Genomic DNA, 20,564 nt, shown 5'->3' on the forward strand with positions numbered 1-20,564 from the left:
CTTGGACCGCCCAATGCCGGTCAGTCGGTACGCTCGTGGCATGGGGTGGGACTTGTTAGTGCTGTTCGCCATGATCGGCCCGTTGGCGGTGTTCGGGTGGGCGGCTGTTCGGGCAAGGCGCCGCGGGCTTGGGGGGTCGTTCGTCGGGCCGTTTCAGGAGATGTTCGATCCCGGTGCGGCGCGAGCACAGACTGTCATCGAACAGATCGCGGAACTTCCGGATCCTGCGGACTCCGGCGACCCGGACAACGACGACGATGTGCCGTACACAGTCGCCTACGAGGGTGTTCGGCTCCACATCAACCCCGGTAAGGCTCGACAGCGCGGAGGCGACGGGACCACCAAGCGAGCTCAGTGAAAGTCGGACCGGATACAACGCGAGGGAGAACTGGTTCAGTCAGGGCCGGCGAAGTTGATAGGTGACACCGTTCTCCAACTCATCTGAGCTGAAGGACTCCGGAGAGAAGTGGCCCAAGCTCACCTCATAGTTTCTCTGGTTTGCGGGGACGGCATCAAAATGTGCGGTGTAGGAGCAGGTGCTCATTCCGTCGGGAAGTTGATCGATTGCCTCGACCTCGAGTGCCGACCTTGTGGATGCAGCGCCGCTGCCCCCGAAAATATCGATTTGGTCGTTCGGAGCGACACGGATCGAGTCGATCACGCACTCTCCGGAGCCCGTCTCGACCTGCTCTGCCTGACCGGTCACCGTTATCGTGGCGGCAAAGGTTTTCGGTACATCGACATTGGTTGCGCAGCTTGTCAGCAGCAGCGCTCCCGCACAGCTCGCAGCCGCAACCTGTGCTGACCTTCGCCTCATAGTCGTCAACGGTAGTGCGTCCGAGACGTCTCGGTGCTCGGTTGCCGAATCCGAAGAGTCACACGGGGCCCGTCGCCGGCCGACCGAACCACGTGGACAGCTGAGTATCCAACTCCGCCTGTGTATCCCCGACCCATGCCACGTGACCGTCCGGTCGAAGCAGGACAGCCGGTGCGTCCAATTCAGTGCTGGTGTCGACCACGTGGTCGACTCGATCGCTCCAACCATCTACCGCCAGTTGGCTACCCTGGTCGAGAAGAAGTCCGCGGCCGGATCGCATCAGGTCGTACAGGTTGCCGCGGGTCAACGCGATGTTCCGCAGCCGCCGACCGAGTAAGTCGTCGCCTTCGCCGAAATCGTAGCGAATCGAGATCGCAGTGATCTTCTCGGTCAGATAGCGCTTGACGTCTTCGAATTCCATCAGCTCGGAGATCAAGCGCCGCACGGCTTGTGGACCGGCTGCGGTGGAGATCAGCTCCGCCTGCGCGCGCGTGTTGTCGAGGACGTCGGCAGCCACCGGACGCCGTTCCGATTCGTAAGTGTCGAGCAGGCTCTCCGGCGCCCAACCGTTGATCTCTGCGGCGAGCTTCCAGCCGAGGTTGAAGGCATCTTGGACACCGAGATTGAGGCCTTGTCCGCCCATCGGTGGGTGGATGTGTGCGGCATCGCCGGCGAGGAACACCCGGTCGCGCCGGTAGTGCTCCGCCAGACGGGTGGCGTCACCGAAGCGCGAGAGCCACCGCGGTGAGTGCACACCGAAGTCGGTGCCCGCAATGGCCAGTAGCTGTTGCTTGATGTCGTCGAGGGTGGTGGGAACCGCGCGACCGTCGGCAACTTCGGCCGCGGGGACCACGACGCGAAAAGCACCATTGCCGGCGGGACCGACTCCGAATCGTTTGTGCGTTTCCCGGATTTCGGCGACAACGGCGGCCAGTTCATCAGCGGGCATGGTCACGTCCATTTCGCCGATCAACGTGTCGGCGCTCGACGGCTCGCCGGGAAACCCGACGTCGATCAGCTTCCGAACAGTGCTGCGGCCGCCGTCGCAGCCCACGAGATAACGCGCGTGAAGTGTTGTGCCGTCGGACAATTCCGCTGTGACGCTATTGGTATCTTGACGGATCGCGACGACGCGCTTCCCTCGCTGAATGTCCGCACCGACTTCGGTGGCATGTTCGGCAAGAATCCTGTCGATCTCGGGCTGAGGTATTCCCAGTACGTACCCGTGGGCAGTATCGAGGTGCGCGGGTGCCGGTTTGCTGATCCCCGCGAAGAATCCACCGAGCGGATACTTGCGGCCGTGCGCGAGGAACTTGTCCAGCAACCCGCGCTGCTCCATGATTTCGATGCTGCGCACATGGATGCCGAGGGCACGGACGAACTGAGTCGGCTCCTCGTCCTTGTCCACGACGACGACATCGACGCCCTGCAGCCGGAGCTCACCTGCCAGCATCAATCCAGTTGGTCCAGCACCGACAATGATGACGTCACTCATGCGATCCCCTCCTTCGGGCAAGGCTTTTGCTTGCTCGCAGCAGAGGAGTGTGCACCATCACCGGGGCCTTGCCGCAAGCCCCGGGTCCCGCGTTATGATGAAGGTGGCGGAAGACGCTTCATCATCGGCGCACCAACACCACAGCACCTGTATCGCGTGGGAGCCGCCAACTCTCGATCACCGTCGGCACCAGCATGGCCCCGAGAACACCCAGCGTCAGAGAAAACGGCACTCCGCCGCTCAGATCCCCCGACACCGCCAACGGTGTGCAGAGCGTGATCACCAACGCGGACAGTGCAATACCTAGACCGGATGCCAACTCTTGCAGCGTTGCATGCAGAGTATTTGCATCGGTCAGCTCACCCGAGTCGACGTCGGCGAACGCCAAGCTGTTGTACGCGGTGAACCCGATGGATCGCAACGCGCCACTGACAAACAGTGCGACAGCGATAACGACGTCCGGTGTCGTCGACGAGATCAGTACCAGCGCACCGAAGCACACCACCGACAGAACTCCGTTTCCCACCAGAACTAGTCTGATCCCGAATCTGCGCATGAGCGGAGTGGTGAGCGGTTTGATGGCGATATTCCCCGCGAACAGGGCCATCACCAGCAGACCGGCCTTGAACGCCGACATTTCGAATCCCACTTGGAACAACAACGGCAGCACAAACGGCACGCCCATGATCACGAGCCGGTACAGCGAGCCGCTCGACGCGACGAGCCGAAACGATCGAAGTCGGAGGACGCCGAGCGCGATGAGCGGATGATCCGACCGGACGAGGTGAATGACGTTCAAGCTCAACAAGATCAGAGCCGCAACGATCCCGAGGCCCACTCGTAGCCAGTCGGTTCCGGCACTGTGCACGTTGTCGAGCGCCACGACAAGCACTGCGACGCCTGCTCCGATCACCACCAATCCCAGCCAATCGAGGCTCCGTTTCTGCGCCTCCCGAATGTCGGGCACCATGCGCAACGCCAGCAGAAACCCGACGATCCCGATCGGAACGTTGATCAGAAAGATCCAGCGCCACGAAGCGATCGACACGATGGCTCCACCCACAGCGGGCGCAAGAACCGGCGCTGTGAGCGCCGGCCACGTCAAGTAGGCGATAGCCCGTACGAGTTCCGCCTTCGACGTCACCCGCAATACTGCGAGCCACCCCACCGGCACCATCATGGCGCCGCCTACCCCTTGTAAAGCACGCATTCCCACCAGCATCGGGAGGGAGGTGCTCAGTGCACATCCCACCGACGCCACCGTGAAAACGGCTATGGCAGAGATGAAGACACGTCGCGTTCCGAATCTGTCGGCCATCCATCCGCTCGCCGGGATCAGGACGGCCAACACCAGGAGGTACGAAGAAACGGCGACATTGACGTCGACGGCATCAACTCCGAAAGATTGGGCGATCGACGGCAGTGCCGTTGCGAGAATCGTCGCGTCCAGCATCTCCATGAACAGCGCTGCTGCCACGAGCAGCGCCAGTCCGCGGGGAAATGTCACTGCACCAGAGCCTTTCGGAGGAGCTGTCGATCAGCCGAGAGAAATCCAGCTGCCGGAGATCACCGAGGCGACCATCGCGTCCAGAGCCTGTGCGGACGCGACTGCATCAGCGATGGTCGCGCCCTGCGGCGCTCCGTCCACGATCGAGGCGATGAAATTGCGAGCCTCGATCACTTTCAGGTCGTCGTAACCCATCGCGTTGGCCGCGCCAGGCTGGAAGCGGCCGAACTCACCGGACTCGGGGCCGACCAGAACCGTCGTGACGGATTGGTCCTGGTACTTCGAGCCGAGGCTGGTGCCCAGTTCACCCATCCGGCGGTAGTCCCAGAACACGGCACCTTTCGTGCCGTGAATCTCGAATCCGTAATTGTTCTGCTCTCCCACGGCGACGCGGCATGCTTCGAGGGTGCACCGGCCACCCGAGCCGAGGCGCAGCAGTGCGCTGACGAAGTCTTCGTTCTCGACAGCCCCCATCTCCCCACCGCTGGCCCGCGCATGTCCACTGGTAGCGGCGGACGGACGCGCACGCTCCGGGATGAAGATCGCAGTATCCGCAACGAGAGCGTCGACGTCACCGAGAAGATGACGAATCAGATCGATGCCGTGCGAAGCCAAGTCGCCCAGGACGCCGGCGCCGCCGCGCTCACGCTCGTATCGCCAACTCAAAGCACCTTCAGGGTGGGCCGCATAGTCGCTGAGGAAACGAAAACGCGAGTGCGTGATCGTGCCCAACTCCCCTGAGTCGATCAGGCTCTTTGCCAGGGCCACAGCCGGCGCGTTTCGGTAGTTGAAGCCGACGGTCGACTGCACACCGGCCTTCGAGACTGCTACGGCAACAGCTTTGGCGTCTTCCGTGGACAAGCCGACGGGCTTCTCGATCCAGATGTGTTTGCCGGCCTCTGCCATTGCGACGCCGATTTCACGGTGCAAGAAGTTCGGGGCCGTGATGCTCACCGCGTCGATGGCCGGATCGGCTGCGATATCACGCCAATCCTGGGTGAAAGCTTCGAAACCGAACTGGTCCGCTGCTTCCTCCCCTCGGCCCGGCACCTCGTCGGCGACGGCGGCCAGGCGGATCACGGGAAGCTGCGGATAGTGCTGCCGCAGACGCAGATACGCCTGCGTGTGGACGCGGCCCATCCATCCGAATCCGGCAACTGCTACTGAAATGCCTGTCATGAGGCTCCGTTCGGGTCAAATGATCGAAGGATCGCAGAAATGCTGGGATCACAAATCACCCCCACTGACTCGGTCAGGCGGGTACTCGTGTCACCGGGATCGAGATCTAGCGGTCGACCACGGTGGTGTCGAAGTAGTAACGCGACGCTCGGTAGCAGTGGCTGCCGTACTCGACGGCGCTACCTGAATCGTCAAATGCAGTGCGGCTCATGGTCAAGAGGGCAGCACCCACTTTCTCGTCGAGCAATCCTGCTTCTTCGCGAGTCGCCGCCCGAGCGCCGATTCGCTGCCGCGCGACACGGATGTGAACGCCGCGAGTTCGCAAGGTTTGGTACAGCCCCTGCGTCTCCAACTCCTCGGGATCGGGTGCGATGTCCACCGGAATGTAATTGGTCATCACGGCAAGCGGTTCGCCGTTGGTGCTTCGCAGACGCCTGATGGTGGCCACTTCGGCGTCAGGTTCGAGGTTGAGTTCCGCGGCAACGTCCTCGGCGGGAACTCCCACCGTGAACTCGAGCAGCTTGGTCGTCGGCGCCTGGCCGGCCCTCGCAAGGTCGTCGAACAGGCTGGTGAGCTCGACCGGGCGGTGCACCGGACTTTGCACCACCTGAGTTCCGACTCCCCGCTTACGAACAAGTAGTCCCTTGTCCACCAGTTCCTGGATCGCACGTCGAGTGGTCGGACGTGAGAGATTGAGCCGCTTGGCCAACGCCAGTTCGTTCTCGAAGCGATCACCTGGGGCAAGTTCGCCACCGAGAATAGCGCCCTCGATTGCCTGGGCCAGCTGAAAATACAGCGGCACCGGGCTCGAGCGGTCCAACTCGACGGCGAGTGCTGCGACCACGGCCAACTCCGATCTGTCTTGGGAAGGCGCCGTATCGACGCTACTTCTCTCGGCAGTGTATGCGAACACTAACATTCACTTGACCGCAAGTCATAATGTCCAGACAAACTATTGACAATCGCTGTGTCGCGGCGCACAGTTTCAGTCATACAACGGTGCCCTGCGCGGGCAGCCCACCACGAACTCTCGGGAGTCAGTCTTGACAAGCATCAACACTCACCAGAGCGGGTCACACATCCCTGACGCACCATTCGACGTGCTTGCCATCGGCCGATCAGGGGTAGACATCTACCCACTTCAAACCGGTGTCGGACTCGAAGACGTCGAGACGTTCGGCAAGTTCCTCGGCGGCAGCGCAGCCAATGTCTCGGTGGCGGCCGCGCGCCTCGGTCGGCGAGCAGCATTGATCTCCGGCGTCGGCAACGATCCCTTCGGGAAGTTCGTCACACGCGAATTGGCACGTCTCGGTGTCGACAACAGGTTTGTCGTCACCAATTCCGAGTACCCGACACCGGTGACGTTCTGCGAGATCTTCCCCCCGGACGACTTTCCTCTGTACTTCTATCGCAAGCCGCATGCGCCTGATCTTCGGATCACCCCGCAAGACATCGACCTCGACGCCGTTCGAACAGCGTCCCTCTACTGGTCGACTGTGACGGGGCTGTCCGAAGAACCTAGCCGCAGCGCACACTTCGCCGCTTGGAAAGCCCGCGAACGCCGCCCGCTGACCGTTCTAGACCTGGACTACCGCCCGATGTTCTGGTCGACGCCGCAGGACGCGACCACGCAGGTACAGCGCGCCCTCGCACACGTGACGGTAGCCGTGGGGAATCGTGAAGAGTGCGAAATCGCTGTCGGTGAGACCAACCCGAACAAGGCCGCGGACGCGCTTCTCGACCTCGGAGTCGAACTGGCCATCGTGAAGCAGGGCCCGAAGGGTGTACTCGGCAAAACACGAAAGCAATCGATCACCGTGCCGCCCAACGCCGTCGACGTGGTCAACGGGCTGGGAGCAGGCGACAGCTTCGGGGGATCACTGTGCCACGGACTGTTGGCCGGGTGGCCGCTGGAGAAGGTACTGCGGTACGCCAACGCGGCCGGCGCGATAGTCGCATCTCGGCTCGAATGCTCCACTGCGATGCCGACCGCCGAAGAAGTCCACGATCTCGCCGAAGCCACAGCCACGGAGGCAGTCAATGTCTGACAAGCTCGCCGCCCGCCCCCTCGCCACCACCTACGCCGAAGTGACGGAACTGCGTGCGAGCGATCCGCAGATCATCGAAAAGGCCTGGGCAGCGCGAACTCCTCGCGCCACTGTTCGAGGCAATGGTCGACTGATGATCGTCGCTGCCGATCACCCGGCCCGTGGGGCACTGTCTGTCGGTGGCAAGCCGACAGCGATGAACAGTCGTACCGATCTGCTCGACAGATTACGCACTGCGCTCGACAATCCCGGAGTCGACGGCGTTCTCGGCACCGCGGACATTCTCGACGATCTGCTCCTCCTCGGCGCCCTCGACGACAAGGTCGTCTTCTCGTCGATGAACCGCGGCGGCCTGGCAGGCGCGAGCTTCGAACTCGACGACCGCATGACGGGATACACCGCGGCGGGCACCGCGAAGTTCGGAATGAACGGCGGAAAGATGCTGCTACGCATCGCACTCGACGACGCGGGCACACTGCCCACCATGACGGCATGTGCCGAAGCCGTGGACGAACTGGCCGCGGCCGGACTGATCGCGATGCTCGAGCCGTTTCTCTCCAGTCGCGTAAACGGCAAGGTGGTCAACGATCTCAGCCCTGACGCCGTCATCAAATCCATCCACATCTCCCAAGGTCTCGGCTCCACCTCGGCGTACACGTGGATGAAACTGCCGGTCGTCGACGAGATGGAACGCGTCATGGATGCGACCACCCTCCCGACGCTCCTCCTGGGGGGAGATCCGCAGATCGCGCCGGAAGAAACGTACGCAAAGTGGGACGCTGCACTTCAGCTGCCGTCTGTGCGCGGACTGATCGTCGGACGCGCGCTGCTCTACCCACCCGACGGCGACGTCACCGCGGCCGTCGACACCGCAGTCAAGCTCGTCCACTAGAAGCGACCTGGCAGGAGCAAGATGTTCAGCAAGTACTACGTCCCCGCCGGATCGTCCGCCGACGGTGATTTCACGACAGTGGTCACGCCGGAGTCCGCCGGGTGGACCGAATCCAGCTTGTGGACACTCGAACTCGCCCCTGGCGCTGACGTCCACCTGCAGTCCGGCGATAACGAGATCATCGTCGTTCCACTGGCGGGTTCGGCCGTGGTTGTTGCCGAGGGGACGGAGATTCCCCTCACTGGCCGCGCATCGGTTTTCGACGGCCCGAGCGATTTCGCGTACGTCGGTCGCGACGCCGACTACTCGGTCAGCAGCGCTGACGGGGGCCGCTTCGCTCTGTGCGGAGCACGCGCCGGCGCAAAGCTCCCCCATCGATACGGTCCCGCATCAGGAGTTGCGGTCGAGCTCCGCGGTGCCGGGAACTGCAGCCGACAGGTTCACAACTTCGCCACCGCAGACACCTTCGAGGCCGACTCCATCATCGCGTGTGAGGTCATCACCCCCGGCGGGAACTGGTCGTCGTATCCCAGCCACAAGCACGACGAGAACAGCGACGTCGAATCGGCCCTGGAAGAGATCTACTACTTCGAGATCGACAGAAGCCCCACCGGGACCGAAGGTTTCGGCTACCACCGCGTGTACGGAACCGCCGAGAGACCTATCGAAGTGCTCGAGGAAGTCCGCTCGGGCGACGTCGTTCTCGTGCCGCACGGCTATCACGGCCCGTCCATCGCAGCGCCGGGCCACCACATGTACTACCTCAATGTCATGGCAGGTTCGGGCGAGATCCGGGCGTGGAACATCTGTGACGATCCGCAACACACCTGGCTACGTGGAAGCTGGGATCACCAGGACATCGACCCTCGACTGCCGTTGCAGTCCCACAACTGACGGAAGTGAAAGCTGTGGCACCCACCAATAACGCAACCGGCAATCGTCCACCTCGCGACGAGCCGACCGTATACCTCACCGTTTCTCAAGCTGTCGTCCGCTTCCTCGCCAACCAGTACACCGAACGCGACGGCCAGCGCACCAAGCTGTTCGCCGGCTGCTTCGGAATCTTCGGGCACGGCAACGTCGCCGGACTGGGGCAGGCACTCTTGCAGGCCGAGATCCAGGATCTCGACGCCGGCCGTGAGCCGACACTCCCCTACGTGCTCGGCCGCAATGAACAGGCGATGGTGCACTCGGCTGTCGCGCACGCCCGCATGAAGGACCGCCTGCAGACGTGGGCGGTCTCGTCCAGCGTCGGCCCCGGTGCCACCAATATGATCACCGGCGCGGCACTGGCCACCATCAATCGTCTACCTGTATTACTCCTTCCCGCAGACACTTTCGCGACCCGCGCCAGCGCCCCCGTCTTACAGGAACTCGAACTCCCGTCGAGCGGCGACGTCACAGTCAACGACGCGTTCAAACCGGTCTCACGATACTTCGATCGGGTATGGCGCCCGGAGCAGTTGCCGAGCGCTCTGCTCGCCGGGATGCGCGTTCTCACTGATCCCGTCGAGACCGGCGCAGTCACCATCGCCATCCCGCAGGACGTGCAGGCCGAGGCTTTCGACTGGCCCGAGTCCTTCTTCGCCGAGCGAGTCTGGCACGTGGCCCGCCCGCTCCCCGAACGATCGGTGATCGAACGCGCCGCCGCGATCATCCGCTCGGCTCGCAAGCCACTGATCGTCGCCGGCGGCGGCGTGATCTACAGCCAGGCCAGCGACTCTCTATCAGCGTTCTGTGCGCAAACCGGAATCCCCGTGGGGCAGAGCCAGGCGGGGAAGGGTTCATTGGTCTACGACCATCCACAATCCGTCGGGGCGGTGGGGTCCACCGGCACTACGGCTGCAAACGCACTGGCCACCGAGGCTGACGTCGTCATCGGTATCGGCACGCGGTACAGCGATTTCACGAGCGCGTCCCGCACCGCGTTCACCAATCCCGACGTTCGCTTCGTCAACATCAACGTCGCATCACTGGACTCCGTGAAGCAGGGCGGAGTCAGCGTTGTCGCCGACGCACGTGAGGCACTCGACGCGCTGGCACTTGCACTGAACGACTACCGGGTGGACGACGAATACGCGTCCAGGATCGGTGACCTCGCTCGCGATTGGGATGCGATCGTCGAATCCGTCTACAACCCAGCCGAACCCGCTGCCGACGGGTCACTGAATCAGAATCAGGTGATCGGCCTGGTCAACACACTGTCCGATCCACGTGACGTCGTGGTGTGCGCTGCCGGGTCCATGCCGGGTGACCTCCACAAGCTGTGGCGAACCCGTGATTCCAAGGGGTATCACGTCGAATACGGGTACTCGTGCATGGGATACGAAGTTGCCGGCGGTCTAGGCGTCCGCATGGCGTGCCCCGATCGCGACGTGTTCGTGATGGTCGGAGACGGTTCCTATCTGATGATGGCCACCGAATTGGTCACCGCCGTACAGGAACGCCTCAAGGTCATCGTCGTCCTGGTGCAGAATCACGGATTTGCCTCCATCGGTTCACTGTCCGAGTCGCTGGGTTCCCAGCGCTTCGGCACGCAGTACCGCTACCGCTCGAATGACGGACGTCTCGACGGAGGGGTTCTCCCGGTCGATCTGGCCGCGAACGCTGCCAGCCTCGGTGTCGACGTCATCCGCGCCAACACCGCTGCCGAGTTCGCCGACGCGATCAAGGTTGCCAAAGCAAGCGACACCAGCACCGTCATCCACGTCGAAACCGATCCGCTGATCGGCGCCCCGGACAGCGAATCCTGGTGGGATGTACCGGTATCGGCCACCTCCGAACTGGAGTCCACCAAGAAGGCACGGACAACTTACGAGTCCTGGAAGAAGATCCAGCGACCGTACCTCCGTCCATCCGAATGAAAATTCCGCACAACCACACCCCGTAAAGCTTGCCCGCGAAAGGAATCTAGACATGAGCGCAATTCGCGTCGGATCAGCCCCCGACTCCTGGGGCGTGTGGTTTCCGGACGATCCACAGCAGACCCCTTACACACGATTCCTCGACGAGGTATCCGCGTCGGGATACGAATGGATCGAACTCGGCCCGTTCGGATACCTTCCGACCGATCCAGCCAAGTTGACGGACGAACTCGGCGCCCGCGGCCTGAAGCTTTCGGCCGGTACCGTTTTCGAACACCTGCACCAGGACGATTCCTGGGATGCCGTCTGGAATCAGATCAAGGACGTCGCCAAGTTGACCGCAGCCGTCGGCGGCAAGCACGTGGTGGTCATCCCTGAGATGTGGCGCGACCCTTCCACCGGAGCGGTACTCGAAGACCGCAATCTGACGCCCGAGCAGTGGCGTAAGAAAACCGACGGCATGAACGCTCTCGGGAAGGCAATGCTCGAGGAGTACGGCGTCATGGCGCAGTACCATCCTCATGCCGACAGTCACGTCGACATCGAAGACAACGTCTACAAGTTCCTCGAAGGGACCGACGAGCGTTTCGTGAATCTGTGTCTCGACACCGGCCACATCAGCTACTGCGGCGGCGACAATCTCGCAATTATCAACAAACATCCGGAGCGCATCGGGTACCTACACCTCAAACAGGTGGATCCGGCGATAGTCGCCAAGGTTGAGGCGGAGGACCTGCCGTTCGGTGAGGCCGTCAAACTCGGTGCCATGATCGAACCGCCGCGCGGAATCCCCGACATGCCGCCGCTTCTGGAGGCCATCGAGAAGCTCGGCATCGACGTGTTCGCGATCGTCGAGCAGGACATGTATCCCTGCCATCCCGACACACCGCTGCCCATCGCAGCGCGCACTCAGAAATACCTGTCCACCTGTGGCGTCCCCGCCGTCCGTTTCAACTGAGCAACACAATCGAGGAGTACCACCGCATGTCTGACAACCAGGATCTCCGGATCGCAGTGCTCGGCGTCGGCATCATGGGGGCCGATCACGTCGACCGCATCACCAACAAAATCGGCGGTGCCCGCGTCACCGTCGTCAACGACTACTCTCTCGCCCGCGCCGAGGAAATCGCAGCACTGACGCCAGGGGCGCGCGTCGTCGTCGATCCGTTCGATGCCATCGCAGCCGAGGACGTCGACGCCGTTGTTCTCGCAACCCCGGGCCCGACCCATGAGAAGCAGGTTCTTGCCTGCCTCGAAGCGGGCAAGCCTGTTCTCTGCGAAAAGCCGCTGACCACCGACGCGGACAGTTCGCTCACGATCGTCAAAGCCGAAGCAGCGCTGGGAAAAAGACTGATCCAGGTTGGTTTCATGCGCCGGTTCGACCACGAATACACCCAGCTCAAGGATTTGATCGACAGCGGCGATCTCGGTCGCCCTCTCGTTGTGCACTGCGCTCACCGCAATCCTGCGGTTCCGAACGGCTTCGACAGTGCGATGATCGTCAAGGACTCACTCGTCCACGAGGTCGACGTGACACGATTCCTGCTCGACGAAGAGATCACCTCGGTGCAGATCATCCGACCGGCCGCGAATTCGCTTGCTCCCGAGGGCATTCAAGACCCACAGATCGCGATATTCGAGACCGAGTCCGGCAGACACGTCGACGCCGAGGTGTTTGTCACCACCGGAGTTGCCTACGAGGTGCGCACCGAAGTTGTCGGCGAACTCGGAAGCGCGATGATCGGACTCGACGTGGGACTGATCCGAAAGACCAAGCCCGGCAACTGGGGTGGGCAGATCACCCTAGGATTCCGCGAACGCTTCGGGCAGGCCTACGACACCGAGTTCGCCCGGTGGATCAAGGCAGTGAAGACGGGCGCCGGCACCGGCAACTACATCGACGGACCAGGTGCTTGGGACGGGTACGCCGCGGCCGCTGTCTGCGCCGCCGGCGTGAAGTCTCTGGAGACGGGTCAGCGCGTCGTCGTGGACATGGTTGCGCGCGACTCTGTGGCCGGAGCTTAGCGATGAAGGTCGCACTCGACCCCACACCTTTCCATCACGATTACTCACTACTCGAGCTACCCCGAGTTGTTGCCGATCTCGGGTACGAGTACCTGCAGCTCACACCGCACGTCGACATGATCCCGTTCTTCAATCACCCGAAAGCCGACGACGCGCTCGTCACCGAGTTCCGGAAGGCCTGCGCGAGTGCGGGAGTCGGCATCGCGTCGGTGCTCCCGGTCCTTCGGTGGTCCGGCCCGGACGAGGACGCTCGCGAAGCAGCCGTGCGCTACTGGAAGCGGGCCATCCAGATCACGGTCGATCTCGGTGTCAACGTCATGAACACCGAATTCTCCGGCCGCCCCGAAAAGGCCGAAGAGTCCGAGCGTGCGTTCTATCGTTCGATGGAGGAACTGGTTCCGATCATCGAACGCGAGGGAATCGACGTCCTGATCGACCCCCACCCGGACGATTTTGTCGAAGACGGACTAGCCGCGATCCGCACGATCCGTGGTGTGAACTCCAAGAACCTCGGCATGGTGATCGTGGCGTGCCACCAATTCCACATGGGTGGGGACCTTCCCGCCATCATGGAGGCCGCCGGCGACATGGTCCGACTCGTTCACGTGGCGGACACCATGGATCATCACCGTTCCCACGGACTGCGCTACATCACCAACCCGCCAGGCAATGCCGTTCGAGTGCATCAGCATCTCAAAATCGGTGACGGAGACGTCAACTGGGACGAATTCTTCGGCGGTCTCGGCAAACTCGGCTTCTACGAACGTGAGAACACCGTGATGGTGTCGAGCGTCTTCGCCGAGAACGAAAACGCGCACGAGGTTTCCCGGTACCAGCGCGAGACGATGAACGACTACGTCGCCAAGTACACCTCCCCGAACTCCTGAGTCACCAGACCACTAGGAAATACCATGACCAGCACTGATACTCGCGTCATCGCGCACTGGCTGGACGGCAAGCCGTTCGCCGGAACGTCCGAGGACACCGCCACCGTCACCAACCCCGCCACCGGACAGATCACCGGCCGACTGGCCCTGGCGAACCTCGAGGACGCCCGCGCTGTCATCGACGCGGCTGCGGCGGCCTTCCCCGCCTGGCGTGACACCTCACTGGCCCGGCGCACACAGGTACTGTTCAGCTTCCGCGAACTCCTCAATGCTCGCAAAGGTGAACTCGCCGAGATCATCACAGCCGAGCACGGCAAGGTTCTCTCCGACGCCCTCGGCGAAATCAGCCGCGGGCAGGAAGTTGTCGAATTCGCTTGCGGAATACCGCATCTCCTCAAGGGCGGATACACCGAGAATGCATCGACCAAGGTCGACGTCTACTCCATCCGCCAACCCCTCGGCCCCGTCGGCATCATCTCGCCCTTCAACTTTCCCGCGATGGTCCCCATGTGGTTCTTCCCGGTCGCCATCGCCGCCGGGAACACCGTGATTCTCAAGCCCTCGGAGAAGGACCCCACCGCGGCGATCTGGCTCGCCGAACTCTGGGCCGAAGCCGGTCTGCCCCCCGGCGTCTTCAACGTCCTCCAAGGTGACAAGCTCGCCGTCGACGAACTTCTGGAAAACAAAGCAGTCAAAGCGATTTCGTTTGTCGGATCCACCCCCATCGCCCAGTACGTCTATGCCACCGGCACCGCCAACGGCAAACGCGTGCAAGCACTCGGCGGCGCCAAGAACCACGCCATCGTTCTACCGGACGCCGACCTCGACCTCGCCGCCGACGCAATGGTCAACGCGGGATTCGGCTCCGCGGGCGAACGATGCATGGCGATCTCCGCCCTGGTCGCAGTCGGCGACATCGCCGACGAACTGGTTGCCAAGATCGTCGAACGCACCACTCCCCTCGTCACCGGTGACGGCACCAAGAACTCCGACATGGGTCCGCTCGTCACCAAGGCCCACCGCGACAAGGTCGCGTCCTATGTCGATGCCGGCGAGAAGGACGGTGCCACGATCGTGGTCGACGGACGCACAGTTCAGGCCGATGGTGGACCGGACGGCTTCTGGCTCGGGCCCACCCTCATCGACCACGTCACCACCGACATGTCGATCTACACCGACGAAATCTTCGGACCTGTCCTCTCCGTCGTGCGTGTCGATACCTACGACCAAGCCCTCGAACTGATCAACAACAACCCGTACGGAAACGGCACCGCCATCTTCACCAACGACGGCGGCGCTGCCCGACGCTTCCAGAACGAGGTGGAGGTCGGCATGATCGGCATCAACGTCCCCATCCCGGTTCCCATGGCCTACTACAGCTTCGGCGGCTGGAAGAACAGCCTCTTCGGTGACACCCACGCTCACGGGACAGAAGGTGTTCATTTCTTCACGCGAGGTAAAGCCGTCACCAGTCGCTGGCTCGACCCCAGCCACGGCGGAATCAACCTCGGATTCCCCGAGAACAGTTAGCCGGCAAGACATCTGTGGCCGAGACTCTCGAAGAGTCTCGGCCACAGATGTTTTCGAGAGGTCTACGCGACCGTGGGGTGGTACGTCAGTACCTGAACTCCGGATTCGTACCGACGATCGTCCTTCAACTCGAGGACGATCTTGTCGGCCGATTCGGGGAACACTCTCCCGCCGGACCCGAGAATGACCGGGAAGACCATCAGACGAAGCTCGTCGACCAGACCGGCCAGCAACAACGCGTGGACGAGCGTCCGACTTCCCGCGACCAAGATCTCGCCGTCGATCTGCTCCTTGAGCTTCGGGACAGATTCCTCGATGGGACCGTCGAGCGCCGTCGAGTTGTTCCATTCGAGCGGTTCGGTCGAACTCGTGACGACGTACTTGGGCATCTCGTTCATCTTGTCCGCAAAGCCTTGGTCGTCCTCGCGCTCGGGCCAGGCACCGGCGAAGCTCTCGTAGGTCCGCCGCCCGAGCAGAAGGACGTCCGCGGCGAGGGTTTCGTCGAGTTTGAACTTCATCTGATCGCCCTCCTGGTACGGAAAGACCCATCCAGTGTGCGCATAACCCGGTTCGCCACCGGGAGCTTCCATCACCATGTCCAAGGACACGAATTCTGTCACCACGATCTTGCCCATACCGATCCCCTGTCGTCAGTGCGTGTGCGCCATTCGAGTAGCCGACTACCCCACTGTTACAGACTCTGCGTGGTGGTGGAACTCATCGGCGGCGATCGTCCACTATGACCGATGTACAAACCGAATCGCCTGTTTTCGATCCCTCTGCTTGCGTGGCGATTCGGACGTTCCCTCAGGTTCGCATACCCTCGTATATCGATGATGTGGCGTCGAAAGTGTGCAGTGGCAGTAGCCGGAACAGTGCTCTCAGGGAGCATTGCGTTTACCGGTGTCGTAGGGACCTCGGGAGTGGCCGGCGCCCAACCGGCCCCGCCGCCGCCCACCACCACCGAAGCGCCGTTCACAACACCCAACACCGACAGCTGCCCTTTCACGAGTAGCCCGGCACCGGCGATCGATCTCTCCGAAGCACCCGCGCCCGGATCTACGGCCCCGACTGCTGTCCCGATTCCGGAAAGCCCTGTCGGTGGAGGCAAGCTCGGCGAGTGCGGTGTTGTACTCCCTGACGGCGCTCCCCCGCTCCCGGCGGATATCGCGGCATCCGGATGGGTACTCGCGGACGCCGAAACCGGTGAGGTCCTCGCCGCGAAAGATCCGCATGGTCGCTACCGACCGGCCAGCACCATCAAGATGCTCTTGGCTCTTGTCGCGCTCGACGAACTCGATCTCGACACCGAAATCACCGCAACGGCCGAAGACGCGGACGCTGAAGGTAGCGCTGTCGGCATCGGCAAGGGCGGCAAGTACACCAACCGGCAACTGATGCAGGGTCTGGTCATGGCGTCGGGAAACGATGCCGCGCATGCTCTTGCCCGCCAACTCGGCGGTGACGCTGCAGCCGTGTCGAAAATGAACGCGCTCGCGGCCGAACTCGGCGCCCTCGACACTCGCACGGCAACTCCATCCGGACTCGACGGCCCGGGGATGAGCAGCTCGCCGTACGACCTGGCCGTGATTTTCCATACCGCCCTGCAGAATCCGACGTTTGCCGGTCTGATCCATACCGAGACCGTCGAATTTCCCGGCTTCCCCAAGGATCCGACGATTCCCGACGATCAGGACCGCCCCGGATTCACTCTCGCCAACGACAATCAGCTGCTCTACAACTACGACGGCGCATTGGGCGGCAAGACCGGCTTCACCGACGACGCCCGCCACACGTATGTGGGTGGCGCGGAGCGTAACGGCCGGAAACTACTGGTGACATTGATGGGCGGCGAAGCCAAGCCGATCCGTCCGTGGGAACAAGCTGCCCGTCTACTCGACTACGGATATGCACTCCCCGCGAGCACAACCGTCGGCTCGTTGACGGACCGATCCACCGACGATGCCTCGCCCGAGGTCACTCGCACACCGTCTGCCGCTGCACCAGGCTCGATCTCGGCTGCACCCACCGCTACCGACGCCGAATCCGACACCACTGACCGCATACTCATCGGTGCGGTCGGCGGAGTAGTGGTGATCGCGCTGGTGGCGGGAGCCGTTGCCCTCAACCGTCGGAGGCGCTAGCGCGGCCGACGACGCATGAAGCCCGAAAGACCCAGGCCGGCAACCGCACCCGTGGCGATCAGCGCAGCCACGCGAGACGGTGAAGCACCGTCACTGACAACGATTCGCGGCGAGATCACGGCGGGATCCGGCGGCGGAACGAACGCCAGGGCCATACTTTCCTTGGTCGTCGCCGCCCACGCCGTGCAGAACAGCAGCATCCGTGACGCCGTGAACACGAACACGAGCAAACCGATGATCGGACCGAATGCCACGCCCGCTGGTCCGTTGGTGACGGCAGCGAGGTAGATCGCACCCACCTGCTTGAAGATCTCGAACACAACTGCGGCGATAAGCGCTGCCTGCGCAGCGCTACGCAGCGTGACAGGCTCGCGCGGCAGCCGGGCGATCACCCACAGGAACACCGCCCACGTCGCCAGGAGTGAGAGCAACAGTGAAATGACTCTGAGCCCCACGCCGACACCGGTGATGTTCTCGAGGTTGAGCCATTTCACGATCTGAGTCGCAACCGGCCCACTGCTCAGCGCCGACATTCCCAGTGAGACGACCATGGCGAGAGCCAGACCGACGAGGGCCCCCGCGTCACCAAGTTTGGTACGTACGAAACCCTTCGGCTCGCGCTTGCTCTCCCACATCGCCGTCAGCGCGTCGCGAACGTTTGCCATCCAACCGAGACCCGCGTACGCGGCACCCAGGAGACCGAAGATTCCGACGCTCGCGCGCGAGTCGATGGCCGAATCGATCAGCGTGTTGATGGTGTCACCCAAGCTGCCCGGAATGCTCTTGGTGATCTGCTCCTGAATCGACTCCAGGTACTCGGGATGCCCGGCCAATACGAAACCGGCCACTGCAAACGCGACCATCATGATCGGAATCAACGCGAGAACGCTGAAGTACGTGATACCAGCAGCGTAATAGTCGCCTTTTTGCTCTTGAAACCGTCCGGCCGCGCGAACCAGATGATCGAGCCAGGGTCGCGCTGCCCGTTGCTTCTCGAGAAAGCTCGGTGCGTCGTCGTCCGTGTCAGCCATTGCCGTCCCCCTCATGTTCGGTCAGGCGTCGTGAGTCCGAATTCGCGTAAGTCAGCCCTTCGGTGCCAGGAATCCGACCTTGTCATAGACAGCGGCGAGAGTGCGTGAAGACACCTCACGGGCGCGGTGCGCTCCAGCCGCGATGATGCGATCCAGCTCTGCCTCGTCGGCAAGGTAACCGTCGACCTTCGCCTTGAGTGGGGTGACGAACTCGGTCAGCACGTCAGCGGTATCGGTCTTGAGGTCGCCGTACCCCTTGCCCTCGTAACCGGCCACCAGAGTCTCGATCGGTACTCCCGAGAGAGCCGACTGAATGGTGAGCAGGTTGCTGACGCCCGGCTTGGCCTGCGGGTCGAAACGAATCTCGCGCTCGTTGTCGGTGACGGCCGACTTGATCTTCTTCGCCGACACCTTCGGATCGTCGAGCAGATTGATCAGTCCGGCCGCACTGGCAGCGGACTTGCTCATCTTCGCGGTCGGATCCTGCAGGTCGTAGATCTTTGCCGTGCCCTTGATGATCTGCGGCTCGGGAACGACGAACGCCTTGCCGTAGCGGGTGTTGAACCGTCCGGCCAGATCGCGTGCGAGTTCGAGGTGCTGACGCTGATCCTCACCCACCGGAACTCGCTGCGGGCGGTACAGAAGGATGTCCGCGGCCATCAGAACCGGATACGTGAACAAGCCGACACTGGCGTTGTCGCTGCCTTGCTTGGCGGACTTGTCCTTGAACTGCGTCATACGGCTGGCTTCACCGAAACCGGTGATGCAGTTCAGGACCCACGCCAACTGTGCGTGCTCGGGAACCTGACTCTGTACGAACAGCGTCGCCCGATCCGGATCGATCCCCACCGCAAGGAGCTGAGCCACCGCAACCTTGGTGCGACGACGCAATTCCTTCGGGTCCTGCGTCACCGTGATGGCGTGAAGATCCGGAATGAAGTAGAAAGCGTCGAAATCGTCCTGCAACGGAACCCACTGCTGCAGCGCACCCAGGTAGTTGCCGAGGTGGAAAGAATCCGACGTCGGCTGGATTCCGGAAAGCACGCGAGGCTTTGCGGTGGGCTTCTGTTCTGCAGGGGTCGACATGGTTCCGATCTTTTCACGAGTGGAAATCAGTGCAGTGGCGTGGTGCCCGGGTAGTCGAGTTCGACGAGGTCTTCACCGTGGGCGGTGAGGTCCTCCGCACCGAACTGGTAGACGGTCCGGAAAACGACGGGTTCCCATTCTTCGGCGTAGAAGTCCATCGTTTCGCAGAACCACTCCAACTGATCCTGTTGCTCGGACAGTAGAGAACCCGCGCCTCGGACCACAACTACATATCCGGCGCCGAGTCCGAGGACGTCGTCGAGATCGCGCATGACGTCGTCGAAAGCGTCTTTATTTCGCCCGAAGTGGGACGGAAACTGGAAGGCTGCCGCAAACTCGTCGAAGACCTGCGCCGTTGTCCGCATGTTCTCTCCGCGAACCACCCGAACGACAAAATTCTCGGCACGGAGTTGACGTGCAAGATCATCTGCAACGGCCGGGTCGCTCTGCAGCGCCACCGAAGCCACATCCGAAGACGGATCCAGCCACTGCGCCACGCTGACCGTAGACGAATCGGACATCAGCGAATCCTCACAAACGTGTCGTAGTGATCGAGGGTGTACCACGCCGAACCGTCGTTGCCGGTGACGATTCGCTCGGCGTCGCGTCCTTGGCCGTTCTTCTTCGGGTTCACGTCCCATTCCTGATAGACGACACGTCCGCCACCGGCACCGACAGCGGGTAGACGTCCTTCGCTGTTGCGGAAGGTGATGCCGCCCTTGGTGCCCGGCGCATTGGCGGAATCCGGCCACCTCCCGGCGTCGATCTCCACCAGCGTGGCGAGCACTCGCGCCGGCGCATCGCTGTTCGTCTGCTGCGTTGTCTTGACAGCGGAGCTCGAGGGCACGGAACTCGACGGCGCAGCCTTGGTGGTGGCGCCAGGCTTGGCTTGAACACTCGAGGACTGGGCACTCGAGGACTTCGTCACCGACGACGCCGAACTGTCGGAGTCACGTGAAGAAAGGGTGACCGCCAGCACGAGCGCAACCACCGCCACCACGACGGTGATGATGGCGTTGCGCGTCTTTGCGCTCGGCATTTTCAGACCTTCAGACATAC

The 20,564-nt window shown here is 62.5% G+C and carries 19 protein-coding genes; 10 read left to right on the forward strand and 9 right to left on the reverse strand.

Going from position 1 to position 20,564, the window contains the following annotated elements; translation table 11 throughout:
- Positions 1-40: 40 nt before the first annotated feature.
- Entirely contained in the window at positions 41-358 is a 318-nt protein-coding gene (locus ATN37_RS13350) for a hypothetical protein (RefSeq protein ID WP_037125592.1), read from the forward strand.
- A 517-nt stretch (positions 359-875) separates the two neighbouring features.
- Here ATN37_RS13350 and iri read toward each other — a convergent pair.
- From iri to ATN37_RS13370, 4 genes are all read right to left on the reverse strand, one after another.
- Positions 876-2,312, reverse strand: a complete 1,437-nt coding sequence (gene iri, locus ATN37_RS13355) for a rifampin monooxygenase Iri (RefSeq protein ID WP_166502032.1) — start codon at positions 2,310-2,312, stop codon at positions 876-878.
- Positions 2,313-2,433: 121 nt separating this feature from the next.
- A complete protein-coding gene (locus ATN37_RS13360) occupies positions 2,434-3,819 on the reverse strand; it encodes an MFS transporter (protein WP_217018657.1) in 1,386 nt (461 codons plus the stop codon).
- A gap of 30 nt (positions 3,820-3,849) precedes the next feature.
- On the reverse strand, positions 3,850-4,998 hold the full coding sequence (locus tag ATN37_RS13365; RefSeq protein ID WP_217018656.1) for a Gfo/Idh/MocA family protein: 1,149 nt from the start codon (positions 4,996-4,998) through the stop codon (positions 3,850-3,852).
- A gap of 106 nt (positions 4,999-5,104) precedes the next feature.
- The gene (locus ATN37_RS13370) at positions 5,105-5,842 is read right to left on the reverse strand and encodes a GntR family transcriptional regulator (protein ID WP_003941006.1); all 738 of its coding nucleotides are present in this window, start codon (positions 5,840-5,842) and stop codon (positions 5,105-5,107) included.
- A 199-nt stretch (positions 5,843-6,041) separates the two neighbouring features.
- Between ATN37_RS13370 and iolC the strand changes: the two genes are divergently transcribed.
- Genes iolC through ATN37_RS13410 form a run of 8 tightly spaced genes read left to right on the forward strand, consistent with a single transcriptional unit; the run spans position 6,042 to position 15,244 of the window.
- Positions 6,042-7,046, forward strand: a complete 1,005-nt coding sequence (gene iolC / locus ATN37_RS13375; protein WP_197494203.1) for a 5-dehydro-2-deoxygluconokinase — start codon at positions 6,042-6,044, stop codon at positions 7,044-7,046.
- Positions 7,039-7,938: a hypothetical protein gene (locus ATN37_RS13380; protein ID WP_021332504.1), complete on the forward strand. Its 900-nt coding sequence runs from the start codon at positions 7,039-7,041 to the stop codon at positions 7,936-7,938. The genes iolC and ATN37_RS13380 overlap by 8 nt, the downstream gene beginning before the upstream one ends.
- A 21-nt stretch (positions 7,939-7,959) precedes the next feature.
- Positions 7,960-8,832, forward strand: a complete 873-nt coding sequence (gene iolB / locus ATN37_RS13385; RefSeq protein ID WP_030535075.1) for a 5-deoxy-glucuronate isomerase — start codon at positions 7,960-7,962, stop codon at positions 8,830-8,832.
- Between the two features lie 14 nt (positions 8,833-8,846).
- Positions 8,847-10,802 carry a 3D-(3,5/4)-trihydroxycyclohexane-1,2-dione acylhydrolase (decyclizing) gene (iolD, locus tag ATN37_RS13390; RefSeq protein ID WP_064074955.1) on the forward strand — a complete coding sequence of 652 codons (1,956 nt, stop codon included), beginning with the start codon at positions 8,847-8,849 and terminating at the stop codon, positions 10,800-10,802.
- Between the two features lie 52 nt (positions 10,803-10,854).
- The gene (locus ATN37_RS13395; protein ID WP_007727370.1) at positions 10,855-11,760 is read left to right on the forward strand and encodes a sugar phosphate isomerase/epimerase; all 906 of its coding nucleotides are present in this window, start codon (positions 10,855-10,857) and stop codon (positions 11,758-11,760) included.
- Between the two features lie 26 nt (positions 11,761-11,786).
- Positions 11,787-12,827, forward strand: coding sequence for a Gfo/Idh/MocA family protein (locus tag ATN37_RS13400; protein WP_217018654.1), 1,041 nt, complete (start codon positions 11,787-11,789; stop codon positions 12,825-12,827).
- 2 nt (positions 12,828-12,829) lie between these two features.
- Positions 12,830-13,714, forward strand: a complete 885-nt coding sequence (locus ATN37_RS13405) for a sugar phosphate isomerase/epimerase family protein (protein WP_217018652.1) — start codon at positions 12,830-12,832, stop codon at positions 13,712-13,714.
- 24 nt (positions 13,715-13,738) lie between these two features.
- Positions 13,739-15,244, forward strand: a complete 1,506-nt coding sequence (locus ATN37_RS13410) for a CoA-acylating methylmalonate-semialdehyde dehydrogenase (RefSeq protein ID WP_003941032.1) — start codon at positions 13,739-13,741, stop codon at positions 15,242-15,244.
- A 62-nt stretch (positions 15,245-15,306) separates the two neighbouring features.
- Here the strand turns inward: ATN37_RS13410 and ATN37_RS13415 are convergent, their stop codons facing one another.
- Positions 15,307-15,879 carry a dihydrofolate reductase family protein gene (locus tag ATN37_RS13415; protein WP_054800914.1) on the reverse strand — a complete coding sequence of 191 codons (573 nt, stop codon included), beginning with the start codon at positions 15,877-15,879 and terminating at the stop codon, positions 15,307-15,309.
- Between the two features lie 198 nt (positions 15,880-16,077).
- Here ATN37_RS13415 and ATN37_RS13420 point away from each other — a divergent pair, with 198 nt between their 5' ends.
- Positions 16,078-17,388: a D-alanyl-D-alanine carboxypeptidase family protein gene (locus ATN37_RS13420; RefSeq protein ID WP_064688997.1), complete on the forward strand. Its 1,311-nt coding sequence runs from the start codon at positions 16,078-16,080 to the stop codon at positions 17,386-17,388.
- Here ATN37_RS13420 and yhjD read toward each other — a convergent pair.
- Genes yhjD through ATN37_RS13440 form a run of 4 tightly spaced genes read right to left on the reverse strand, consistent with a single transcriptional unit; the run spans position 17,385 to position 20,544 of the window.
- Positions 17,385-18,419: an inner membrane protein YhjD gene (gene yhjD, locus ATN37_RS13425; protein WP_050654860.1), complete on the reverse strand. Its 1,035-nt coding sequence runs from the start codon at positions 18,417-18,419 to the stop codon at positions 17,385-17,387. The genes ATN37_RS13420 and yhjD overlap by 4 nt on opposite strands.
- 51 nt (positions 18,420-18,470) lie before the next feature.
- Positions 18,471-19,505, reverse strand: coding sequence for a tryptophan--tRNA ligase (gene trpS / locus ATN37_RS13430; RefSeq protein ID WP_003941025.1), 1,035 nt, complete (start codon positions 19,503-19,505; stop codon positions 18,471-18,473).
- A gap of 26 nt (positions 19,506-19,531) precedes the next feature.
- A complete protein-coding gene (locus tag ATN37_RS13435; RefSeq protein WP_030535081.1) occupies positions 19,532-20,026 on the reverse strand; it encodes a barstar family protein in 495 nt (164 codons plus the stop codon).
- Positions 20,026-20,544: a ribonuclease domain-containing protein gene (locus ATN37_RS13440; RefSeq protein WP_050654908.1), complete on the reverse strand. Its 519-nt coding sequence runs from the start codon at positions 20,542-20,544 to the stop codon at positions 20,026-20,028. Before ATN37_RS13440 ends, ATN37_RS13435 begins: the two co-directional genes overlap by 1 nt.
- Positions 20,545-20,564: the final 20 nt, after the last annotated feature.

This window comes from Rhodococcus sp. MH15, from assembly GCF_019266045.1.
GTDB lineage: Bacteria > Actinomycetota > Actinomycetes > Mycobacteriales > Mycobacteriaceae > Rhodococcus_F > Rhodococcus_F qingshengii.

Excerpts from the sequence above, each read along its gene's own strand:
- ATN37_RS13410 (WP_003941032.1), top strand. The coding sequence starts at position 13,739 with ATGACCAGCACTGATACTCGCGTCATCGCGCACTGGCTGGACGGCAAG.
- ATN37_RS13400 (WP_217018654.1), top strand. The coding sequence starts at position 11,787 with ATGTCTGACAACCAGGATCTCCGGATCGCAGTGCTCGGCGTCGGCATC.
- ATN37_RS13405 (WP_217018652.1), top strand. The coding sequence starts at position 12,830 with ATGAAGGTCGCACTCGACCCCACACCTTTCCATCACGATTACTCACTA.
- ATN37_RS13435 (WP_030535081.1), bottom strand. The coding sequence starts at position 20,026 with ATGTCCGATTCGTCTACGGTCAGCGTGGCGCAGTGGCTGGATCCGTCT.
- iri (WP_166502032.1), bottom strand. The coding sequence starts at position 2,312 with ATGAGTGACGTCATCATTGTCGGTGCTGGACCAACTGGATTGATGCTG.
- ATN37_RS13415 (WP_054800914.1), bottom strand. The coding sequence starts at position 15,879 with ATGGGCAAGATCGTGGTGACAGAATTCGTGTCCTTGGACATGGTGATG.
- trpS (WP_003941025.1), bottom strand. The coding sequence starts at position 19,505 with ATGTCGACCCCTGCAGAACAGAAGCCCACCGCAAAGCCTCGCGTGCTT.
- ATN37_RS13350 (WP_037125592.1), top strand. The coding sequence starts at position 41 with ATGGGGTGGGACTTGTTAGTGCTGTTCGCCATGATCGGCCCGTTGGCG.
- yhjD (WP_050654860.1), bottom strand. The coding sequence starts at position 18,419 with ATGGCTGACACGGACGACGACGCACCGAGCTTTCTCGAGAAGCAACGG.
- ATN37_RS13440 (WP_050654908.1), bottom strand. The coding sequence starts at position 20,544 with ATGCCGAGCGCAAAGACGCGCAACGCCATCATCACCGTCGTGGTGGCG.
- iolB (WP_030535075.1), top strand. The coding sequence starts at position 7,960 with ATGTTCAGCAAGTACTACGTCCCCGCCGGATCGTCCGCCGACGGTGAT.
- ATN37_RS13395 (WP_007727370.1), top strand. The coding sequence starts at position 10,855 with ATGAGCGCAATTCGCGTCGGATCAGCCCCCGACTCCTGGGGCGTGTGG.
- ATN37_RS13380 (WP_021332504.1), top strand. The coding sequence starts at position 7,039 with ATGTCTGACAAGCTCGCCGCCCGCCCCCTCGCCACCACCTACGCCGAA.
- ATN37_RS13365 (WP_217018656.1), bottom strand. The coding sequence starts at position 4,998 with ATGACAGGCATTTCAGTAGCAGTTGCCGGATTCGGATGGATGGGCCGC.
- ATN37_RS13420 (WP_064688997.1), top strand. The coding sequence starts at position 16,078 with ATGATGTGGCGTCGAAAGTGTGCAGTGGCAGTAGCCGGAACAGTGCTC.